Genomic DNA, 22919 nt, shown 5'->3' on the forward strand with positions numbered 1-22919 from the left:
TTTTTCTCTATCATAATTGAAAAACGTTCTCAATTCAAAATCAAAAAAAGACTACAGATTGCTCTGCAGTCTTACGTCGATTGCCCAATGACCTCACATGCCACCAAGTCTTCAAACGTTTGGCGACGGACGACAAGGCGGTGATTCCCATCCTTGACGAAGACGACCGCCGGACGAAGCATTTGGTTATAGTTGCTCGCCATGGAGAAATTGTATGCTCCTGTCGCTTTGACAAGTAATAAGTCACCTGGTGTGACAGGAGGGATCAACGAGCGGTTCGAGATGATGTCTCCCGACTCACAGCACGCTCCGACTATTTTTGTCTCGAGCGTCTTCTCTTCATTCATCCGTGTCGCTGCCACGACCTCATACTCTGCGTCATACAGTGCCGGACGGATATTGTCCGTCATCCCGCCATCGACAGACACGAATGTACGAACGCCGCTCACTTCTTTGACGGTCCCCACCTCATAAAGCGTGGCACCCGCATTGGCGACGAGCCAACGTCCTGGCTCAATCCCGATTTTCGGAAGTGGCAATTCACGTGCCTCGACTTCTTCGACCAACGTCTCCATGACTTGCTCCATCGTCTGGGCAAAATCGAGATATTCGTCTTCATCCAAGTAAGCGACGCCGAATCCCCCGCCGATGTTCAAGACGTCCGTCGTATAGCCGGTTTCCTGACGAATCGTATCCATGAAGCGCACCATCGTCTTCACCGTGTTGATGAAGAGGGTCGGATCTTGAATTTGAGAACCGACGTGACAATGGATTCCCTTCAACTGTAAGTGCTCGGCTTCTAACGTTGCACGAATCGCGTCTAAATACGTGTCGTCATGCGTCGGGAAACCGAATTTTGTATCAACCCCACCCGTTTGAATCGCCGCATGGGCACCCCCGACAACTTGAGGCACAATGCGGAGAAGCACATCGACTTCGCGATTGTATTCAGCCGCAAGTCCTGACAAGAGGCTGATCTCCCGCATATTGTCGATGGTAAAGTGTGTAATCCCCTGTTCGAGAGCATACGTGATGTCAAGAATCGTCTTGTTCGATCCATGAACGTGAATGCGCTCCGCCGGTACACCGGCATGCAGTGCCACGTACATCTCACCCCTTGAGACAACATCGACGCTTAACCCTGCAGCCATCACTTTTTCATAAACGGCCGCAATCGATAATGCTTTTGACGCGTATAACGCATACGTGTTCGGATACTTATCTAGAAACGCATTCTGGACAATTCTAAGGCGACGCTCTAGTTCTGGCTCACTCATGATGTATAAAGGTGTCCCGTACGTCGCTTGAAGTTCACGGACGGACACGCCTTCGATCAAACATTCTGATTGATTGGTGGTGTACATACAATTCCTCCTTCAAAGCGATGTGGGACACGCCACGAACGGGCACAGAGCTGTTCTGAGTTGTTGGCATAGCCAACACGTGTCACGTCATCGATTTTCGTCTCGATACCATATAATGTGACGCGGTCGCCGATTTGTACGTCTTCGTCGACTTTGATGAAGCTATGGCTCATAAAGATGTTACTGATGAACGGGTATGCTTTCCCCTCGATGTGAACAGGCAAGTGACGTCTCGCCCGCATCAATCCATCCCCATATCCGACAGGTAAGACAGCAATCCGTTCTTTCGATTCCGCGGTATATCCCGTTCCATACCCGACATGAGCCCCCGCTTCGATGTCGTGGACGGCAACCACTTCTGTCTCCCAATAAAACGCAGGTACGAGCCACTCAACCGGCTCAACCGATGAATAACCGTATAAGAAAATACCGACACGCACATGTGTGCAATGGTGCAAGCGCGAGTCGTCTTGAAGCGTGGCCGCACTATTTGCCGCATGGATCAGTTCAAACGTATGACGTTCCATCAAACGTGTCGACCAGTCGGCAAAGCGTTCGACTTGGACGCTATGCTCGACTTCGGCATTGTCCGCATCCGCGAGCGGAAAATGTGTACATAGTCCGACAAGGTTCAATCCTTCATTTTGGCAGAAGGCAACGATCTGTAGCGCTTCTTCAAACGTTTTGGCACCGAATCGGTTCATGCCGACGTCCAATTTCAAATGAAGGCGAACGCCATCGAGATGCTCACGCTGTGAAACAAGCCATTCATACGAGCCGATTGCGACGTCAAATTCATGGGTATGCACATGTTCCCACGTGTATATCGGATTCATGACGAGGACGCGAGCCGACTCTGCATGCGCTCGCACTTCAATCGCTTCTTCTAACGTGGTCACCATGAAGTGACGGACTCCTTCATCATACAAAGTCGTCACAACTGGCTCCATTCCTAGGTTATAGGCATTGTTTTTCACGACCGCAAACACGGGGCGCCCGAGCGCTTCAATCCGGCGTTTGTTTTCGCGAATCGCATTCAAGTCAATTGTGACTCCCATCGTGCAAAACTCCTTTACTCTGTTACTGCTGATTTCACGAACGTGATCCAATCGCGGTGTTCCGGAAGCTGTCCTGTTACGGCTTCACGATAGCGTGTCAACATTTCTGTCGCAACCGTCTGGACACCTCCACCAATCGAGATATGGTCGACCTCGATGACGCTCGTCACCTCGGCTGCCGTTCCCGTTAAGAAGATTTCATCAGCCACATAGAGCTCATCGCGTCCGATATGGCGCTCGACGATTTCATAACCGGCCTCGCGAGCCAATTGCATCACCGTTTGACGTGTGATGCCATCGAGTACAGAACAGTCAAGGGACGGTGTCGTAATCGTTTTTCCTTTCACGAGGAAGATGTTCGCGACACTCGCCTCACTGACGTTTCCGTTCATATCAAGGGCAATCGCTTCGTCGAATCCGTCACGGAGCGCCTCTCCTTTTAATAGCTGTGAGTTCATATAGTTCGATGCCGCTTTCGCTTGCATTGGCATCATTGTAGAAGACACGCGGCGATACGAGGCCACTTTCGCTCGAATCCCGACCGTCTTATTGAAATATTCACCGAGCGGCCAACACGAGATGGCAACATGTACCTTCGTCTCAGCAGTCGGCATAAGTGCTTGCCATGGTGTTCCAAGGAAGACGAACGGACGGATGTAGCATGCTTCAAATCCGTTTCGCTCAATCAATTCCATCGTGGCTTGTTCGAGTTCATCTACCGTATACGGTAGCGTGACGTGGTAGTATGCACACGAGCGAACAAGTCGCTCCAAGTGTTCACGTAATCGGAAGATGGCAGGACCTTCCTCCGTGTGATACGCGCGAATCCCTTCAAAGAACCCGCTTCCGTAATGAATCGCGTGTGTCATGATACTCGTGTTTGCGTCAGTCGGCTCAATCCAAGCCCCGTCTTTCCACATCCATTGTCCATACTGTTCCATAATGCAACTCTCCCATTCCTCATTTTTTATATTTTTTGTCTATTATACGTTAGAGAGAGCGTAAGTCATCAACAAGTTGCGTTTTTTCTTAAGTTTTTTCATCTTTCTGTTTGATGATTCGTGCAGGTGTTCCCGCAACGACAACACCTGGAGGGACGTCTTGTGTGACGACACTTCCTGCCGCGACAACTGCATTTTCACCGACGCGAACGCCCTCTAAGATGACTGCGTTCGCCCCAATCATGACACCATCCTCGATGATGACCGGATCTTTTGAAGGTGGCTCAAGAACCCCTGCGACCACGGCACCTGCGCCAAGGTGAACGTTCTTCCCGAGCGTTCCGCGTGCTCCGATGACAGCGTTCATATCGACCATCGAACCATCTCCGATGACAGCTCCGATGTTGACGACAGCTCCCATCATGACGACCGCGTTGTTGCCGATTTGAACGTGATCTCGGATGAACGAGCCTGGTTCAATTCGGGCATTGAGTTGTGTCGTATCGAGCATCGGTACAGCACTATTGCGACGATCATATTCAAGATGAGAATCTGTGATGACCGATGCATTGGCTTCTAAGAATGCCGCAGCGCGTTCTGCCGTCGTCAAAAACAGTTTCGACTCATCCGTTCCGAATGCTTTCGCTTCCTCGATTTCAAGACCCGCCAATTGACCGTTGACGTAAAGCTTAACTGGTGTTTCCTTCTTAGCATCTTTAATATATTGTGCGATTTCATAAGCGTTTGTGAGTAACATGAGTAGCCTCCTCGTATAAGTTCGATAGATTATAAAGTCCTGCCGGGCGATTGATAATCGTTGCCGCAGCGGCAAGGGCCCCGTTTGCAAAGACGCGTTTCGATAACGCAGTATGTTTCAATTCAATCATTTCATCATCTCCGGCGAAGAGCACGGTATGCTCACCGAAGATCGTGCCACCCCGAATGGAATGCATGCCCAACTCTTCGGTAGCACGCGCTTCCCGACGTGACGTTCGTTCGTATATCGGTGTCACGTCACGCTTCGCTTCGATGGCACGTGCCAATAATTCTGCCGTCCCGCTTGGTGCGTCCACTTTCTTCCGATGATGTGCCTCAATCACTTCAATATCATATCCGAGAGTGAGCGGGACAAGTTGGTCGAGCAACTGTTTCAACAGTGCAATCCCATATGAGGTGTTATAAGACTGAAAGATTGGGATCTCTTGTGAAGCCGTCTCGATCTCGGCCAATTCTTCCGGTGTGAAGCCCGTCGTCGCAATGACGAGCGGAATATTGCGCTCCCGTCCGAACACGAGTAAATCAGGTAGTAACGCCGGGTTCGAAAAGTCGATCACGACATCGACGGGTACGTCCACCTCATTCAGAGTCGCCGTGTGCTCGTCACTTCCCGGTGAGACGATTGCCGTTACGTTTACACCTTGCGCATGAGCGACCTCTTCGACAATGCGTCCCATTGCGCCAAACCCATGGATGAGAACATTCATTGTCTCACCTCATTGAATTGTTCCATCGCCGATAGTAATTTCGCCTCAGCCGTCGCGCTCATTGGAACGAGCGGCAGACGTGGCGCACCGACTTCAAATCCTCGCGCTTGAAGCGCTGCCTTCACCGGAATCGGATTCACTTCTGCGAAAAGTTCATCGATGACTGGGAGTAAACGAATTTGCCACGTACGTGCTGTCTGCAAATCACCCGCCAATAGGGCGTCTGCCAACGCGACCGTCGCTCCCGGATAGACGTTTGATAAAACGGAGACGACCCCTTGTGCGCCCCAAGCCATGTACGGCAAGATTTGATCGTCATTTCCACAGTAAACGGTGAACCCTTCCGGAATATGGGCCATCATCTGCGCCATGACCGAGATATCCCCACTCGCTTCTTTCAAGGCCGTGATGCGCGGATGTTCCGCGAGCTCACCGACCGTTTCCGGTGCCAAGGCGACACCCGTCCGTGACGGAACATTGTAGAGCATGAGCGGAATCGGTGACGCATCCGCAATCGCAGTAAAGTGAGCAATCAGCCCGGCCTGTGTCGACTTGTTATAGTACGGTGTGACGACCATCGCCATCTCCGCACCAAGTTCGGCGGCCCGTTTCGTTTTCTCAATACTGACTGCTGTATTGTTCGAACCGGTCCCCGCGATGATCACGGCTCGACCGTTTGCGACCTCCACCGCTCGAACGAGCAATGTCTCAAACTCGTCATCAGTGATTGTCATCCCTTCGCCGGTCGTCCCACCGATGACGAGACCCGTCACACCTTCTTGGATTTGGTCTTCAATTAATGCCGCCCATGCTTCTAGATTCAACTGCCCATTTTCTTGAAATGGGGTAGCTAGTGCTGTCGCCACTCCTGTGAACATGTCATCTCCTCCTTATTTCGTCGCTGTTTGACTAATCATACATTGCGCGATTTGAACGGCATTCGCTGCCGCCCCTTTTCGGACGTTATCTGCAACGCACCAAAGATGGAACGTATTGGGTTGTGAATCGTCTCGGCGAATTCGTCCGACATACACCTCATCCGTCCCGTTCGCATCGAGCGGTGTCGGATATGTCAATTCGGATGGATTGTCCATTAACACGACCCCTGGTGCATCGGCGAGGACTGCTTTCAGTTCTGCGACCGTCGCATCTCGCTCGAGCGACACCGTGATCGAGACCGCATGACTGTTTCGCACCGGCACTCGGACACAAGTGGCCGTCACCCCGAGGTTTGGCGCATTTAAAATCTTACGTGTCTCATCCATCATCTTCTGTTCTTCTTTCGTATAGCCATTTTCTAGAAACACATCGATGTGCGGCAACACGTTATCATAAATCGGATACGGATAATTCGTCGGTTCCTCTCCGCGCGCACCGCGCTCGAGGTCATCGATCCCTTTTTGACCCGATCCCGATACCGCTTGATAAGATGTATAGGCGACGCGTGTCAGTCCGTATACTTCCGCTAGAGGCGCGAGCGCCACGACCGATTGAATCGTGGAACAGTTCGGGTTCGCAATGAGCGTTCTCTCCGGACTGAGTTCGACTCGGTTCACTTCCGGTACGATGAGTGGAATTCCTTCTCGCATTCGGAATGCACTTGAATTATCGATGACAATGACTCCTTGCTCACTCAACCGAGGGGCATATTGTTCACTGATGCTCCCACCTGCAGAGAAGAGTGCGATATCGATTGGGTCCGCATAAATCGCATCGGTCAATTCACGAATCACGATCGATTGCCCATTCACCTCGACCGTCTTTCCTGCCGAGCGGGCTGAAGCATAGAGTCTCAACTCGCTGATTGGAAATTCATATTCTGTTAAGACGTCAATCATTTTTTGTCCGACGGCACCTGTCGCACCGACGACTGCTACGTTATACATTATGCTCCCCCCTTATAAGTGAAACCGAGCCGCAATGGCTGCGACTGCCGCTTCTACGTCTTGTTCTTGAATCGTATAGGAAATACTGATTTCAGACGTCGTGACTTGATAGAATGGAATCCCCATCTCACGGAATGTCGCAAAGAGCTCTGATGCGACCCCTGTCGCGTCTCGCATACCGATTCCGACGACAGAAATTTTTGCATGTTCCGTATGACGATCGATTTTGATTTGAGGCAAGGTCGCTGTCAACTCCGCGAGCGCCTCTTCTAAAAACGCCTCTTCATCGAGCGGACATGTGAACGAGAGAAACACTTCGCCGTCGAATGCCGTCTGTGAAATCATATCGATGTTGACGTGTCGCTCTAACAAACGTTCAAAAATGTCTGCGACTCCCGCCGCCGTATGCGGAATATGTTTGATTGAGACACTGAGTACGTTCTTGACGACACTCACACTCGTGACTGCTTTCTGTTCCATCGCTTGCGTCGTATCCATGATCCATGTTCCTCCTTCGCTCGAAAGCGTCTTCCCAACAAAAATATTGACGTCATATTTCTTTGCGAGCTCCACGCTTCGCATCTCCATCACTTTTGAACCGAGTGCACTCATCTCCATCATCTCGTCATAGGAGACCGTATCAAGCCGTTTCGCCGTCGGATGGATTCGTGGGTCCGTCGTATATACACCCGCGACGTCCGTATAAATTTCACAACGCTGACTGAGGACGGCCGCCAGTGCGACGGCTGTCGTGTCCGAACCGCCACGCCCAAGGGTCGTGACGTCTCCCGCTTCATTCACGCCTTGGAATCCGGCGACAATCAGGACGTCGTATTGACGCAACTTCTCGTGTAACACTTCTTTCCGAATCGCTTTGATTTTGCTCTTCGTATGAATGCCCATCGTATCAATCCCGGCTTGCTGTCCTGTTAATGAGATGGCCGGTACGCCTCGCGAGTTCAAGGCGATACTGAGTAGGCTGATGGTCTGTTCTTCTCCAACGGCGAGTAGCCGGTCGAGTTCGCGAATCATCGGGCGATCCGTGATTTGTTTGGCGAGCGACAAGAGCGAATCTGTCGTTTTGCCCATCGCCGATACGACGACGACCAATTTTTCACCGGTCGCCACACGTGTCTGTAAATAGTCCGAAATGGCTTGTATTTGTTCGATTGTGGCAACGGAGCTGCCACCAAATTTCAGTACGGTTGTCATCAAGTTCCCCACTTTCAAGATGTCAACCAACAGAAAAAGCGACAGACCGGTAGGAAGCACTCTCCCTACGGTCTGCCGCTTGTACGCGCAGTTGAAAAACGATTAAAGAATCGTTCCGTAGATAGCGCTCCATGGTAGTTGACCATGGCAGTGTAGGCGTTATTCACGACTACCCCAGCCTTCATTCACACGCACGTGAACGTCGACTTCGGCGAATTTCCCCTTTCGGCTCGGTCCGGAGTGCGTCCGTTTCAACCAAGCTTACTCATGTCATTCGCAACCTCTATCTGTCAGTTGTTAGTATTAGTTATAACAAAACGAAATCTTCTTGCCAAACTTTTTTTTTAAAAATGGGATATTTCAAAAAAAGATTACCATGTTTTTCGCATCATGCGGTGCGGGATATTGGCATCCAAAAACTCATCTCCGAACGCCTCGTACCCGAGCTTTTCATAAAACGGAAGCGCCGTCAGTTGTGCACCCAATCGTAGTTCAACCAACCCTTGACGTTTCGCGACACGTTCAACTTCAATCATAATGTCTTTCCCATATCCATGGCCCCGGGCCGATTGAATCGTCGCCACTCGCTCCACTTTTCCGACAGTCGAGTCGACTGGACGAAGACGCGCTGTCGTCACAGGTTCGGAGTCAAGGAGCCCGACCACATGTGTACACATATCGTCTAAATCATCGTATTCTAAACTCGCATCGATTCCTTGTTCCTGAACGAATACGATTTCCCGCACTTGTTTGGCCTGTTCAATCAACGCTGCTTCGTTTCCCGATTGAATGATCAACATGGTAAAACTCCTTCCTGCAATCGTTTCACGATTTCTTCGATTCCCTTTTCTAGTTCCGCTACGGATGTGAAACGCGCTTGGGCCTGCTTATGGCTTCCACCGCCACGACCGATTTTCATCTCTTGGAGCGCCGCTTTCAAGAATGTGCCGACGGCGATATCCTGTGTCCCGTCATGCATGACGAACAATTTCTGCGTTCCATAGTTAGCGCCAACGGCAATTCGTCCTGTTGCTGCGATTCGTTCGATGATGGCGGTCGTCAACGTTTCCGCTTCTGTTCTCCCGACATGTAAGGCCACATAGTTATCTTCTTTCAACACGGCCTCCACTTTCGCTTTGGCAATCCGTTCTTCGAGCGTTTTGATTTCTTTTTCACGTTCCAAACGAATCGTATGTTCTTCGATTACACGGGCTGCCACGGATTCATTCGTTGTCGAGAATGTATGGTGAATCGTCCGCAACGCTGCTCGCGCTTGTTGAGTCGCCTTGATCGCTCGACTTCCCGCCACATACGTCAAGCGGAGATTCCCCCTCACTTTCTTCATCGCCGTCACATGGATGGTACCGAGTTGTCCCGTTGTCTCCACATGAGTACCACCACATGCATTGTAATCTAGACCTTCGATTTCGACGATGCGAATCATCCCCGTTCGGTCCGTCTCTTTCCGTAAGCGCGCCCGGTCTACTTCTTCTTTTGGGATTTCATAGACACGAATCGGACGGTTTTCAAAGATGACTTGTTGCATTTCTTGTTCAAGTGCCTCAACGTGCACCCAGTCCATCGTTGCCGTTTCAATCTCAATAGATGAATCGGTCTCTCCGATTCCAAAGCTGAGCGTCCGAATGCCATGACGGTCTTCCAAAATCGCCGTTATCACATGTTGAGCAGTATGCTGGATGGAATGATCCCGTCTGACGTCCTCATCGATTCGAACCTCTATCGTCGTGCCCGCTGGTAATGATTCTGACAAGAGATGCCATACTTCCCCGTCCTTGATTTGTACGTCCAGTACAGGATGCGTCCCAATCCATCCACGGTCAGCCGGTTGTCCCCCACCTTCCGCATAAAACGGGCTGTTCTCGAGTGTGTGCCAATGACCGTTGCCGTCTTCCTTTATTGAGGTCACGACTGTACTTGCTGTATATGGTTCCATCTTGTCCTCCACCTTCTCTCTATAATCTGTTCAGACAACTAGTTTAATTTCGTCTATAATGAAACATACATCTTCTCAGTCAGGAGCGAAATGATATGTTAGAAATCGATAAACAATCTCCGTTACCTATTTATTATCAAATTGAAGCGTACTTAAAGCAACAAATTGATGACGGATTGTTAAAACCAGGAGACACCTTGCCTTCAGAGCGTGAATTTTCCGAGCAATTTCACGTCAGTCGGATGACGATTCGTCAAGCCATCATGAACCTCGTCAACGCCGGTTAAATGAGCCGTCAAAAAGGAAGAGGCACGTTCGTCGCGAGTCAGAAGATTGCGATGACGTTATCGGGACTGACGAGTTTTTCCGAGGAAATCAAACATCGAGGCATGCGACCGCTCAGCCGTCTCTTGTCATACGAGGTCATTCCGGCAACGGATCGCATCGCGCAGCAACTAAGCATCCCAAATCAAACACCGGTTTATGAAATGAAACGGCTACGACTCGCCGATGATCACCCACTTGCGCTCGAAACCGCCTATATTCCCGTTCATTTATTGCCTGACCTGACGCAAGATGACGCGACGGGATCGATTTATGCTTATGCCGAACAGCATGGCTTACGCCTGAAAAATGCAACACAAACACTCGAAGCCCGGAGCGCCGGTCCAGAAGAAGCCAAGCTCCTCACTATTTCTCCGAACGCACCGGTATTGCTGATTGACCAGCGAACTTATCTCGAGAACGGTGACATGTTCGAGTATAGTCGTTCACTCTTTCGCGGAGATTCATACTCCTTGACCGTCGCCATGGACCGCATATAAAAAAAGTTTGCCCGAGGGCAAACTTTTTTTATTGAGCTTCGTACGTTACCCCGCTCGGGTCTAACGTATACGACTCGAGTTCTGTATCGGACATCGGCTCGACACGATTACCGGCGTCCGCTTGTTGTACACGATAGCGTACTTCTTCAAGAAGCGGTTCGTTCAAGAAATAGTAGAAGTGTCCGTCATCTGCCCGGGCACCTTCTCCAGTCAATTGATATTGCACCGTATTGTGAAGCGCGCCAACATCTTCAATTAAACGCATATAGTCATTCGGGCCAAGTGTCGTCTGCATGTTGTCGCCGACGGCTTTCAAGACCTTATCGTAATTGTTTAGGAGTGAAGTGCCGAGTGATTGTTCGAGCACGGCATTGATGACTTCCATCTGGCGTTGTCCACGACCGATGTCCCCACGTGGATCATCGTATCGATTTCGAACGTAGGCAAGTGCCTCTTCACCAGAAAGCTGTTGAAGCCCTTGTTCGATTTGAACTGTCTCACGTGACGCATCGTAACTGTTTTGTTGTGATGAGAACGGAACATCAATCTCAACTCCACCTACAGCATCAATGAAATCAACGAACCCTTGGAAGTTGAGCGAGACGACATGGTCGATTTCAACACCGACTAAATCTTCGATCGTGTTCGTCGCCATCCGCATCCCGTTGTTTGGATTCGATTCATCCATCGAACCAAAGTAGTAAGCGTGTGTGATCTTATCTTGATCAAGTCCCGTCTTGCCATAAGGAATGTTATATCCCGTGTAGTCAATATTGACATACGAGTCACGCGGGATACTGAGCATCGTCGTCTGCTTTTCTTTCTTGTTTAAAATGACGACAATCATAACGTCTGATCGTCCAAACTCGCCACGCGCTTTCTTCTGTGGCGAAAGGTCTGTCCCTAAAACCAAGAACGTCTCCGTATCTTCTTTATCATAACGAGTCGGCTCAACCGTCGGGTCATCCTCTAATGTGACTTGGGTGCCTGACAACATATTGTGGGCTTTGTAAAACGCTGTACCGTAAATGCTAGATCCAGCAATAATCGCAATCAGCACGAGGGCACTAAATATCTTATAAAACGCAGACGGACCTGTGCGCTGTCTGCGAGCATGTGTTCTAGAATTCATATCGGTCTCCTTCGAGTCAAAATAATGAGCTTCACTCATTATAGAGGAAAGCGAGAAATTTGTCGAAAACGTTTTGATGACAAATTCATTTCTTTACATTTTCCCATAGTTGAACATAGAAAAACCCGCGGAGATGACTCCGCAGGTCCGTTAATCCCGAATGGTAAAAAATCGTGTTGCCGCTTCTTGTCCACGGGCTTGTAAGGATTCCGCACAGTGTGATGCCGCCGCCTCGTCGAGTACGACTGTCACACTAGGATGGGCCTGAAGGATCGTGGCCGGCCAGTCGACCGTCGGTACGCTCTCAATCATGTGCTGCACCGCTTCCGCTTTCCGCTCCCCTGTCGCGACTAGGACGATTTCACGTGCGTTCATGATCGTATCGAGCCCCATCGTGATGGCGTGTGTCGGTACATCTTCTAACCGATCAAAGAATCGACGATTGGCTTCCCGAGTAGACTCCGTGAGTTCGGTCACATGTGTCTTCGCATCGAGCGCTGTACCCGGTTCATTGAAGGCGATATGCCCATTCTCACCAATCCCTAAAAGCTGTAAATCGACACCGAGTGTCCGAACAAGTTCTTCATAACGTGATGCTTCCACTTCCGAGTCCGGCGCGTCCCCTTGAGGGAGGTGACTTTGTTTGAATGGTACCTCATCGAAGAGTCGATCTTTCATGAAGCGGTTATAACTTTGAGGATGTTCGGGCGATAATCCGATGTATTCATCTAAATTGACGCTCGTCACGTGGCTACAGTCGAGCGCGTCCTGTTTAAACATCTGATACATCCCGACCGGTGTGCTACCGGTTGCGAGACCGAGTACGAAGTCATGTTTCCCTGAAATCCGTTCTTTGATTAGCGTATAGGCGATTCGTTCCGCATCGTTCGCCGTCTTTGCGACTAGTACATTCATCTTTGTTCCTCCCGTTCATATACGATTCGACCTTTGACAAAAGTCATCTGAACATGTGTCGTGTCATCCCAAACGACAAGGTCTGCATCAAACCCCGATTTGATGTCTCCTTTTGTCGTCAATCCGAATTCTTTGGCCGCATTCGTCGAAGTCATTTTGACCGCTTCTTCCACCGTACATCCCGTATATGCCTGAATGTTTCGAAAGGCAGCATCCATCGTCAACACACTGCCCGCCAGGTTTCCGGCTTGAAGTCGCGCAGCCCCGTCCGCTACGATGACCGGTTGACCGCCAAGTTCATATTGTCCGTCCGGAAGTCCTTTTGCTCGCATCGCATCCGTGATGACGACAAGTTCATCTGCTCCTTTTAAGCGAAACGCGAAGTCGACCATCTCCGGACGACTATGGATCCCATCCGGAATGATTTCCGCGATGACCCCACCCTCTAAGAGACAATACCCAACCGTTCCGGGTTCTCGATGGTGCAACCCACGCATTTGGTTATAAAGATGCGTCCCATGTTTGACGCCCGCCTGCTTGTTCTCTTCAAATGTCGCACTCGTATGGCCCGCCGAACCGATTGCACCGGTTTCGCGAAGAACAGCTTCAAACTCACGTGCACCTGGACGTTCCGGTGCATAAGTGACAAGACGGATATGACCGCCGGCAAGCTCTTGCCATTTCCGGAACTGCTCGGCATCCGGGTCGATAATATATTCTGCCGGTTGTGCCCCAGCCATCTCCACGTTGACAAATGGACCTTCCAAGTGGATTCCGATGAGTGTCGTATCCTGCGCTTCGATGACATTTCGGACTGCCTTCAATGCATGCTCAATCGCTTCTTTTGACTGCGTGAAAGTCGTCGCGAAAAAGGACGTGACACCTTCCTGTAGCATGTCGTTACTCAATCGTCGAAGTTTTGATTCATCCGCATCCATCGTATCGACTTCATATCCCCCATGGATATGCACATCGATGAGACCCGGTGTCACGAGCGCTCCAGCGACATCAATCACAGGTTCATCCTGTTGTTCAAACTGGTCCATCGATCCAATCTCATCAATCGTTTGACCATTCCATCTGATATATCCATGTTCCCATGTTTGTTCTGCTGACACGATACGAGCATTGATCAATGTCCCCATCGGTTCACCACTCCTTTTTGTTTTCCTCCATGTTATCATATCGGATAAAAGTATAGTTGTATAGACCAATTTTAAATAAATAAAAGATTGTTCACATTTGCGAACAATCTTCTCCTTTTTTATGTCGATTGAACCGTCCCGTAGCGCCGGACAATCCATACTAACCGGAGGAATAACAAGACCGCTCCGGCTGCGAGCCCGGCAATCAAGCCAATCCAATAACCGTCTGGTCCAAATCCGGCGTGCTCTGCCAAGACATACCCGAGTGGTAAACCGATGACCCAATAAGCGACGAGTGAAAGGACGAGCGTGATGTTGACGTCTTTAAAGCCACGTAATATCCCTTGGATCGGTGCCGCGACAGCATCTGACAGTTGGAAGAATACAGCGAAGATCATAAAGTGAGCTGCAAGGTCCACGACCGTCGGATCATTCGTATAAATAGCCGCGACCCGTTCGTTTAAAAAAAACAAAAAAGCACCGGAAAAGATAGAAACACCGAGACAGAGCGCGAGCCCGATTTTTGTATAGCGGACGGCATCCTGCAGTCGTTTCGCGCCAAGCTCATACCCCACGACGATCGTCAATGCGCTCGATGCTGAGAGTGGCAACATGTAAACAAACGAAGCGAAGTTAATCGCCGCTTGGTGAGCCGCGACGATTTGGTCACCGTATGAACTGAGCAATACCGTGACCGCCGCAAAGATGCTGACTTCTGCGAAAATGGCGAGCCCGATTGGCGTCCCAAGTTGTAACAGCTCTTTTTGTCGGAGCCAGACCATTCGTTCGGTCGTCCGTAAAAACTTGTATTCGCGGAATGGCTTCCCGTTTCTCACGAAGAAGAAGGCCATGAAGAAGAGTAGCCAGTAAGTGATGCTTGAGGCGATTCCCGCTCCAACTCCGCCGTACGCCGGCACCCCCAGTTTTCCGAAGATGAAGATGTAATTTAATCCGACATTAATGGGTAACCCTAATAGTATGAGGATCATCGAGACTCGCGTCTTGCCCAAGGCATCCATGAGCGTGCGTAGCACATTGAACAGGAACATCGGCAAGACACCGAATCCAAGGGCAAGCAAGTATTGCGTCGCGATTCGTTTCCCTTCTACACTGAGCCCCATGCTCTCGATTGCCATCGGCACAAGGAATGAACCCAACGTCAGCGTGATTACGCTTAGCATGATGGCTAAATAGATACCTTGAAACAAGGTTCGTTGAATCTGTTGACGGTCTCGCGCACCAAGCGCTTGCGAAACGATCGGGGCCACCGCCAGCAAGATTCCACTCAGTCCGGTATACACCGGCATCCACAAGCTTGAACCGACTCCGACACCTGCCAAATCGACGGCACCCGCCCGTCCGGACAAAACGGTATCAAAAAAGCTAATCAAATAAAAAGACACTTGCGTGACTAAAATTGGAAAGAAAATCGTGAAGAACAGTTTGATTTTTTCTTTTAATTAATGTGTTTGGTACATGGACAACCCTCATCTCTTTTTCAGAAAGGAACTTATAATCATGAATCAACGGCATGCAGAAAAGCTTAAATTTGAACTGTTGGAAACGTGGAACACGTTCAATCACTATGTGACGGAAGCCCTCACCTTCAACAATTCCGAGGATATTCATCGCGCTCGCGTTCATCTACGGAAATTGATCACGTTTATGCAACTATATGAAACGAAGCCGGCGACGTTCCGACAACTCAAACAATTGATGGAGGCACTCGGTCATGTGCGCGACCTCGACGTCCTCATCGAAACGTTTGATTCCAAAACCGAACTCGACCATGCGTTTCTTGAAGCGATGGAGACAGAACGTGCCATCGCACGGACGATCCTTTCGACCCGAGTCAGTGAAAAAATGACCCCGTCGCTCGATCAACAAGTACGTCGTTTCATCGGCGGACCGTTATTTAGTGCGTTCAAAAAAACGAACGCCTCTCCGATGTTAGAAAAGGCGAAAAGCGAGCGCAAGCAACGTGTACGCGTCTATCACGAACAATCCGATGGAAAAGAACAGCTTGAAGCACTCCATAAAGTCCGTTTAGCCGTCAAACGCGAACGTTACTTACATGAGTACTTGCTAAGCTATGAATCGGATGCTTCGATGGACACTGTCCGCACGTTAAAAAAGATGCAAACTGAACTCGGTGATATGAACGACCATGACCAACTGTTAAAGCGTTGGCGCGCCTTCACCCCTCCAGCTGAACTACAGTCTGCATACGACAGAAAAATTGAAACATTACAGCAGGAACTCGATGCATCTGTGGAGCACCTCTCGATTTAGCGCGAAGTATAGCGCTCAATCAGTAGTTCCAACAACTTCATTCCGGCAATCGAGTTCCCTTTTGAATCAAGTGCCGGGCCAAATATGCCAAACCCAACGTTATTCAAGTCCAGTTCGTGGTTCCCGACCGCCAAGATGGCACCCGATACCCCACTTTTTCCTGTTAGACCGACCCGGACAGCGAACTCACCCGATGCATCATACATGCCACACGTCGTCATGATGGCCTTGACGATTCGGACGACCCGACGTGGAATCAACTCTTCGCCCGTATCCGGGTCTTCTCCATTCCCTGCAAAGACACGCCCGATTCGCGCCAAATCAAAACAATCAATCTCGATGGCACACTGTTTCGTATACACATCAATGATCTCATCGACGTCTCCATCCACAATTCCATGATGACGCATGAAATAGAGCAGGGCACGGTTCAAGTCGGTCGTCTCGTATTCAGAGCGGGCGACTTTTTCGTCGTACGTGACCTCCTCGACCGAGCGATTTAACAACGTCGCTAAAAACTGGCGGAACTGATAGATTTTGAGTTCTGCCGTCTCCCCCAAAATCATACTCGTCACCGCTAACGCTCCGGCGTTGATCATCGGATTCAGTGGTTTTGACGGGACCGTTTCCTCGAGTTTGGCGATGGAGTTGAATGCGTCCCCCGTCGGCTCCATCCCTACTTTCGAAAAGACATAGTCCTCCCCGAACTCCATCAATACATAACAAAGTGTGAGCGCCTTCGATACGCTCTGAATCGTAAACTTGTGATGAACATCCCCCGCGTGAATATACGTACCATCCGGCAAACAAATCGCCACCCCGAGTAAATTGTTTTTCACATGTGCGAGTTCAGGGATATAGTCCGCCACTTTCCCTTGAGCCGTGTACGGACGACACTCATCAACCAAGTGGTTCAACTGTTGTTCGAGTACATTCATTCCATCACCTCATGTTCCATCAAATTTCAACCGGGTCATCTTATCATATTATCCGTCCGGTGGTCCATCATCTTTATACCAGTCCTCATCCGCCCAAATCATCGGTGGACTTTCCTCATCTCCAACCAACTTTTCTCCATGCCGATTCATCGCCACAATAAACCCAATTATGCCCACCATCACAAGAGTCGCAACGATGAGGAAGGAAGCCATTCCATCGTCCCCTTTCGAATTCGTGACAAATTTGTCTAGAAGTCCGTGACACTTATCCTATATCTCCATCAACATTCTCGGTACCGTTAAGACGACAACAATTTTAGAGAAATGGGTGAATCAATTGAATCGAATCGCGATTATCGGAGGTGGCATCACCGGACTTGCCGCAGCCTATTATGCCAAAGAAGCCGGAGCTCATGTCACATTGATTGAGGCGCAGGAGCGTCTCGGTGGAAAAATTAAGACCATTTATCAGGATGGTTTTACGTTAGAGACTGGACCCGACGGTTATATGGCACGAAAGCCGACCTTGACATCACTTATTACAAGTCTAGGTCTCGCAGATCAACTCGTCCGCTCCAGAACCGGGACTTCTTACATTTACGTACGGAAGCAACTGAGACAGATGCCGGCCGGATCGGTCATGGGCATCCCGACCAAGTTTTGGCCGATGGTCAAAACGGATCTCTTTACTTGGAGAGGAAAACTTCGCGCCGGATTCGATCTCGTGATTCCACGCGTGTATACAGGAGAGGATATCTCGCTCGACCGTTTCTTTCGGACGAGACTTGGCTCAGAAGTCGTCGATACGATGATCGAACCGCTTCTGTCAGGGATTTACAACGGGACACTCGATGACATGAGCATCGAGTCTACTTTCCCTCAGTTTATAAAGATTGAACAAAAAACTCGCAGTCTGATTCTCGGAATGAAAGCACTCACTCCTCCCGTCCAAGCCGGTGTAAAGCCGTCCGAGACTGGTAAGTTCCTGTCGATTGAGCAAGGACTCGGAGCACTCATCGAGGCGCTCCGTCCGTCGATTGATCGACTCATGTTAAAGACGGTCGTTCAATCCGTTCGACCTCATGAAGTCACATTTGCCGATGGGACGATCGAACAGTTTGATGGCATCATTATGGCCACATCGCCGCATGCACTCGGACCTTTGCTCGGATTCCCGGAAGCCGAACGTTTGTCATCGTTAAAACGTACCTCTTCGATGACCGTACTCGCCGCCTTCGACGAGTCAGATGTCGATGCGTTAGATGGAACCGGCTACGTCATCGCCAAATCGGAAGGAAACGCTTTGACCGCTTGTAGATGGATGCATAAAAAATGGCCACACCTAGCACCTAAAGGAAAAGCATTGCTCCGCATGTATATCAGTTCAGAACATGTCCCGTCCCTGCTCCATGAAGAGGATGATCTAATCGCAAACTTCGCTTTAGGCGAACTACGACGCATTCAAAAAGTCGGGACTCCCCTCTTCACGAAAGTCGAGCGACACATTCAAACGATGCCACAGTATGAGGTCGGTCATAAACAGGACGTCCGCGCGTTCGAAGAAGCACTTTTGAAGTGGGACGGCGTCGAAGCGTGTGGCGCCATTCTCCATGGGGTCGGATTACCTGACTGCGTGGATTCCGCCAAACGGGCGGTCGATCACTTACATCTTCGACAGGCGGTGACGGTATGAAACGTATCGACTATAACGAGAACCCGTTCATCGTCATTTGGGAAGTCACACGGGCCTGTGCGCTCTCCTGCGTCCACTGCCGGGCAGAGGCACAATTTCATCGTTACGAAAACGAACTCGACACGGAAGAAGGGAAGGCATTGATTCGCGAGATTCATGCGATGGATAACCCGATTCTCGTCTTTACGGGCGGTGATCCTCTCATGCGTGAAGATTTATTTGAATTGACCGCATATGCTTCATCCCTTGGGATGCGCGTCTCGATGACACCTTCAGCTACACCTCGTGTAACTCACGATGCCGTGAAACGGGCAAAAGCAGCTGGTTTGTCACGTTGGGCCTTCTCTATTGACGGACCAGACGCCGTGACGCATGACTACTTCCGCGGTACACGCGGCAGCTTCGACCGTACCATTCGAGGAATCTCATATTTCAGAGAAGAAGGGATGTCATTTCAAATCAATACGACGGTGACCGAATACAATGTCGATCGATTACCGGAAATGGCGAGACTCGTAGAATCCCTCGGTGTATCCGTCTGGACGCTCTTTTTCCTCGTTCCGACCGGACGCGGATCCCTGTTACAACCCATTACACCAGAGCGACATGAGGAAGTATTGAAATGGGCGTTCTCTCTACAAGAGACGGCACCCTTCATCATCTCGACGACGGAAGCCCAATTTTATCGGAGAGTCGCCCGCCAAGAAAATCAGCGTCGCCGGGCAGCAGGGCTTCCCCCAATCGGACATCCACATGACGATTTGGCGAAGGCACCTCGTGGGACAAATGACGGCAACGGATTCGTCTTTATCTCACATACAGGGGACGTACAGCCGTCCGGATTTTTACCAATCACCTGCGGAAACGTCCGAACGACACCTCTCGCCGATATTTATCGCCATCATCCGACATTCAAGGCGCTACGTGATCCGGATAGTCATCACGGAAAGTGTGGGTATTGTGAGTATCGTTATCTATGTGGTGGTTCGCGTGCTAGAGCCTATGCGGTCACTGGCGATTTCAAAGAATCAGAACCGTACTGTATCTATCAACCAGAACGTCCTCTCGTGTCACAATAATGATTCCCATTTATTCCCTCTCCGTGTAAGATTGGGTTATATGAATCTGATGGTGAAAAGAGGGTGTGTCCGTGCAGACTTTACCGATTGACGGATTGTTCTATATTGGGTTAGGTACAATTTTCATTGTTACGGCTTTACTTGGGTTCGGAATCAAGCAATTGACGAAACAAGGCATGACGGGATTTTTTGTTTCTCGCAACGAGTCTTGGCTTATTCTTTTGGCTACTGCTCTGGTTCCAAGAAGCGACCCGTGCCAGCTTCATGGGAACAATTCCATGGGTATTCAACTCATTTTTTGGGACGGTACTCTACCTCATTTTTATTGGGATCAGTTATTTAATTTTGAGAAGAAAGCGTCGGCGTACATAAAAGAGGAATCCGATTTTGGATTCCTCTTTCTTTATGCATTGACTGTCGATGGGCGTAACGTCAACGCCCCGTTCTCGACATCGATGATGACCGTTTGCCCATCCTCGACATCTCCAGCGAGGATGCTACGGGCAAGTTTCGTCTCAATCGTCCGTTGTACATACCGGTTGATCGGTCGCGCACCGAATTGAGGTTCATATGCTTCGTCAGCAACGAACGTTTTGGCTGCATCGGTGATGTCGATATAAATCGAGCGTGTCGTGAGCCGTTCGCTCATCCGTCCGACCGCTTTCTCGACAATCTGACCGATTTGATCTTTCGTGAGGGGATGGAACAGAATCGTTTCATCGACCCGGTTCAAGAATTCAGGACGGAAATGACGACGGAGTTTGTCGAGCACTTGACGCTCTTCGTCCTCATCAATCACGCCATCTTTCGCCGCTTCGAGCAAGATGTCCGCCCCAATGTTCGACGTCATGATGACAATCGTATTTTTGAAGTCGACGATGCGCCCGTGCGAATCGGTCAATCGACCATCATCGAGCAATTGTAGCAAGATATTGAAGACGTCCGGATGCGCTTTCTCGACCTCATCGAGTAAGAGAACCGAGTACGGGTTACGGCGAACCGCTTCCGTCAACTGTCCACCTTCTTCGTAACCGATATAGCCAGGAGGGGCACCGACGAGACGCGATACGGCATGTTTCTCCATATATTCACTCATATCCAGCCGAACGATATGGTCTTCTGAATCAAACATCGCTTCCGCGAGCGCTTTCCCGAGTTCTGTCTTCCCGACCCCCGTCGGTCCGAGGAAAAGGAATGAACCAATCGGACGGTTTGGGTCTTTGATGCCAGCACGTGCTCGAATGACTGCATCGCTGACAAGACGAATCGCATCATCTTGTCCGAACACACGTTTATGCAAAACCGCTTCTAGATTGAGAAGCTTATCCCGCTCTCCTTCTGTCAGTTTCGTCACCGGGATCCCTGTCCATTTCGAGACGACCTCGGCGATTTCTTCTTCCGTCACTTCTTCACGCACGAGTTCACGCGTCACCGAACCCGCCAACTGTTCCGCTTCTTCTAGTTCCCGCTCAAGTTCCGGGATTCGTCCATATTTCAGTTCCGAGGCCCGGTTCAAATCATAGCGACTCTCTGCCTCTTGTAACTCGAGACGTACTTTCTCAAGGTCTCCACGGATTTGTTGTACGCGGTGCGTCGACTCCTTCTCATTCTCCCAACGGAGACGTAACGAATCAGACTGTTCACGGATAGAGGCCAATTCCTGTTGGAGCGCCTCAAGTCGCTTCATGGAAGCGGCATCGCTCTCTTTTTTAAGAGCCGCCTCTTCGATTTCAAGCTGCATGACCCGACGGACCAATTCATCAAGCTCAGCTGGCATCGACTCCATCTCTGTTCGAATCATTGCACACGACTCATCGACGAGATCGATTGCCTTGTCCGGCATGAAACGGTCGGTGATATAGCGATTGGATAATACAGCCGCGGCAACAAGGGCGTTGTCATGGATGCGTACCCCGTGGTGAATCTCAAAGCGTTCTTTTAAACCGCGCAAGATGGAAACCGTATCCTCGACATCCGGTTCAGCGACAAGTACTTGTTGGAAACGCCGCTCAAGGGCCGGGTCCTTCTCGATATATTGACGATACTCGTCAAGTGTCGTCGCACCGATACAATGCAGTTCGCCTCGGGCGAGCATCGGTTTCAACATGTTCCCGGCGTCCATCGACCCCTCCGACTTCCCTGCCCCGACAATCGTGTGCAGTTCATCGATGAAGAGGATGATGGTGCCTTCCGCTTCTTTCACTTCGGACAAGACGGCCTGTAGACGTTCCTCGAACTCCCCACGATATTTCGCACCGGCAACGAGGGAACTCATATCGAGACTGAAGATGGTTTTGTCTTTCAAACTTTCCGGTACATCTCCACGAACGATACGCTGGGCGAGCCCTTCGACAATCGCCGTCTTCCCGACACCCGGTTCTCCGATGAGGACAGGGTTGTTTTTTTTTTTCCGACTCAAAATCCGGATGACACGACGAATCTCGCTATCCCGTCCGATGACCGGATCGATTTTCCCGGTCTTCACTTCTTGAATGAGGTCTCGTCCGTATTTCGTCAAGACGTCATACGTCGCTTCAGGCGACTTCGAAGTAATCCGACGATTGCCTCGTACGGCGACGAGCGCCTCACGGAGACGTTCTTCGGTGACACCTTTACGTTCGAGCATCGTCTGTGCCTGACTGCTGTTCAACAAAATACCGAGTAGAATATGTTCGACCGATACGTACTCATCATTCATCCCCGTAGCTTCTCGTTCCGCAGTCGTCAAGACGCTTAAGAGAGAGGCTGAAATCATCGGTGTCGTCGGGTTTTGGAGTTTCGGCGCATGTTTCAGAGAAAGCGCGACTTCTCCTTCAATCTCTGACACGTTGATCTCCATTTTTTGAAACAGCAACGGCGCAATCCCGTCCGTCTGTGAAATCATTGAGGCCAATACATGCCACTCATTGATTTCGCTATGATGATACTGTTTCGCTAACGCTTGTGAACTGACAATGCATTCATGTGCTTTATCGGTGAAACGATTAAAGTCCATCACGATT

22 protein-coding genes and 1 riboswitch are annotated in these 22919 nt (G+C 50.1%); of the genes, 5 read left to right on the forward strand and 17 right to left on the reverse strand.

The genetic code is table 11. The features are described from left to right. Positions 1-71 precede the first annotated feature (71 nt). From lysA to BBB58_RS14380, 10 genes are all read right to left on the reverse strand, one after another. Entirely contained in the window at positions 72-1364 is a 1293-nt protein-coding gene (lysA, locus tag BBB58_RS14335) for a diaminopimelate decarboxylase (RefSeq protein WP_074037804.1), read from the reverse strand. Next, entirely contained in the window at positions 1334-2422 is a 1089-nt protein-coding gene (gene alr / locus BBB58_RS14340; RefSeq protein ID WP_074037805.1) for an alanine racemase, read from the reverse strand. Before alr ends, lysA begins: the two co-directional genes overlap by 31 nt. A 14-nt stretch (positions 2423-2436) precedes the next feature. Continuing rightward, positions 2437-3363 carry a branched-chain amino acid transaminase gene (locus BBB58_RS14345; RefSeq protein WP_074037806.1) on the reverse strand — a complete coding sequence of 309 codons (927 nt, stop codon included), beginning with the start codon at positions 3361-3363 and terminating at the stop codon, positions 2437-2439. A gap of 88 nt (positions 3364-3451) precedes the next feature. Further along, complete coding sequence (gene dapD, locus BBB58_RS14350) at positions 3452-4120, reverse strand: 2,3,4,5-tetrahydropyridine-2,6-dicarboxylate N-acetyltransferase (RefSeq protein ID WP_074037807.1); 669 nt, start codon at positions 4118-4120, stop codon at positions 3452-3454. Next, positions 4098-4847: a 4-hydroxy-tetrahydrodipicolinate reductase gene (dapB, locus tag BBB58_RS14355; RefSeq protein ID WP_074037808.1), complete on the reverse strand. Its 750-nt coding sequence runs from the start codon at positions 4845-4847 to the stop codon at positions 4098-4100. Before dapB ends, dapD begins: the two co-directional genes overlap by 23 nt. Further along, positions 4844-5725: a 4-hydroxy-tetrahydrodipicolinate synthase gene (gene dapA, locus BBB58_RS14360; protein ID WP_074037809.1), complete on the reverse strand. Its 882-nt coding sequence runs from the start codon at positions 5723-5725 to the stop codon at positions 4844-4846. The genes dapB and dapA overlap by 4 nt, the downstream gene beginning before the upstream one ends. Before the next feature lie 12 nt (positions 5726-5737). After that, complete coding sequence (locus tag BBB58_RS14365) at positions 5738-6733, reverse strand: aspartate-semialdehyde dehydrogenase (RefSeq protein ID WP_074037810.1); 996 nt, start codon at positions 6731-6733, stop codon at positions 5738-5740. Between the two features lie 12 nt (positions 6734-6745). Next, on the reverse strand, positions 6746-7945 hold the full coding sequence (locus BBB58_RS14370; RefSeq protein WP_074037811.1) for an aspartate kinase: 1200 nt from the start codon (positions 7943-7945) through the stop codon (positions 6746-6748). A gap of 114 nt (positions 7946-8059) precedes the next feature. Continuing rightward, positions 8060-8239, reverse strand: a riboswitch (Lysine riboswitch). A 77-nt stretch (positions 8240-8316) separates the two neighbouring features. Further along, entirely contained in the window at positions 8317-8745 is a 429-nt protein-coding gene (locus BBB58_RS14375; protein WP_074037812.1) for a GNAT family N-acetyltransferase, read from the reverse strand. Next, a complete protein-coding gene (locus tag BBB58_RS14380) occupies positions 8739-9899 on the reverse strand; it encodes an alanyl-tRNA editing protein (RefSeq protein WP_074037813.1) in 1161 nt (386 codons plus the stop codon). Before BBB58_RS14380 ends, BBB58_RS14375 begins: the two co-directional genes overlap by 7 nt. A 95-nt stretch (positions 9900-9994) precedes the next feature. Between BBB58_RS14380 and BBB58_RS15675 the strand changes: the two genes are divergently transcribed. Further along, positions 9995-10186 carry a GntR family transcriptional regulator gene (locus tag BBB58_RS15675; protein ID WP_439097889.1) on the forward strand — a complete coding sequence of 64 codons (192 nt, stop codon included), beginning with the start codon at positions 9995-9997 and terminating at the stop codon, positions 10184-10186. Next, complete coding sequence (locus BBB58_RS14385; protein ID WP_439097890.1) at positions 10187-10723, forward strand: GntR family transcriptional regulator; 537 nt, start codon at positions 10187-10189, stop codon at positions 10721-10723. Positions 10724-10751: 28 nt separating this feature from the next. On the opposite strand, the gene BBB58_RS14390 is transcribed toward BBB58_RS14385, so the two are convergent. The 4 genes from BBB58_RS14390 to BBB58_RS14405 all read right to left on the reverse strand — a co-directional run bounded on the left by BBB58_RS14390 (position 10752) and on the right by BBB58_RS14405 (position 15363). Continuing rightward, on the reverse strand, positions 10752-11855 hold the full coding sequence (locus BBB58_RS14390; protein WP_074037814.1) for an LCP family protein: 1104 nt from the start codon (positions 11853-11855) through the stop codon (positions 10752-10754). A 150-nt stretch (positions 11856-12005) separates the two neighbouring features. After that, positions 12006-12770, reverse strand: coding sequence for a glucosamine-6-phosphate deaminase (gene nagB, locus BBB58_RS14395; RefSeq protein ID WP_074037815.1), 765 nt, complete (start codon positions 12768-12770; stop codon positions 12006-12008). Next, on the reverse strand, positions 12767-13915 hold the full coding sequence (gene nagA, locus BBB58_RS14400) for an N-acetylglucosamine-6-phosphate deacetylase (protein WP_074037816.1): 1149 nt from the start codon (positions 13913-13915) through the stop codon (positions 12767-12769). Before nagA ends, nagB begins: the two co-directional genes overlap by 4 nt. A gap of 119 nt (positions 13916-14034) precedes the next feature. Further along, entirely contained in the window at positions 14035-15363 is a 1329-nt protein-coding gene (locus tag BBB58_RS14405; RefSeq protein WP_244150796.1) for an MATE family efflux transporter, read from the reverse strand. A 70-nt stretch (positions 15364-15433) separates the two neighbouring features. On the opposite strand from BBB58_RS14405, the gene BBB58_RS14410 reads away from it, so the two are divergent. Then, entirely contained in the window at positions 15434-16207 is a 774-nt protein-coding gene (locus tag BBB58_RS14410; protein WP_074037817.1) for a CHAD domain-containing protein, read from the forward strand. On the opposite strand, the gene glsA is transcribed toward BBB58_RS14410, so the two are convergent. Continuing rightward, on the reverse strand, positions 16204-17145 hold the full coding sequence (gene glsA, locus BBB58_RS14415; protein WP_074037818.1) for a glutaminase A: 942 nt from the start codon (positions 17143-17145) through the stop codon (positions 16204-16206). The genes BBB58_RS14410 and glsA overlap by 4 nt on opposite strands. Positions 17146-17193: 48 nt before the next feature. After that, on the reverse strand, positions 17194-17358 hold the full coding sequence (locus BBB58_RS15205) for a hypothetical protein (protein ID WP_167365524.1): 165 nt from the start codon (positions 17356-17358) through the stop codon (positions 17194-17196). 115 nt (positions 17359-17473) lie between these two features. Here BBB58_RS15205 and hemG point away from each other — a divergent pair, with 115 nt between their 5' ends. Together hemG and BBB58_RS14425 are read left to right on the forward strand one after the other, a co-directional pair. Further along, the gene (gene hemG, locus BBB58_RS14420) at positions 17474-18838 is read left to right on the forward strand and encodes a protoporphyrinogen oxidase (protein ID WP_074037819.1); all 1365 of its coding nucleotides are present in this window, start codon (positions 17474-17476) and stop codon (positions 18836-18838) included. Then, entirely contained in the window at positions 18835-19917 is a 1083-nt protein-coding gene (locus BBB58_RS14425) for a TIGR04053 family radical SAM/SPASM domain-containing protein (RefSeq protein WP_074037820.1), read from the forward strand. Before hemG ends, BBB58_RS14425 begins: the two co-directional genes overlap by 4 nt. Positions 19918-20320: 403 nt before the next feature. Here the strand turns inward: BBB58_RS14425 and clpB are convergent, their stop codons facing one another. Further along, positions 20321-22912 carry an ATP-dependent chaperone ClpB gene (gene clpB / locus BBB58_RS14430; RefSeq protein ID WP_074037821.1) on the reverse strand — a complete coding sequence of 864 codons (2592 nt, stop codon included), beginning with the start codon at positions 22910-22912 and terminating at the stop codon, positions 20321-20323. Between the last annotated feature and the right edge of the window lie 7 nt (positions 22913-22919).

Source organism: Exiguobacterium profundum, from assembly GCF_001909285.1.
Classification (GTDB): Bacteria; Bacillota; Bacilli; order Exiguobacteriales; family Exiguobacteriaceae; genus Exiguobacterium; species Exiguobacterium profundum.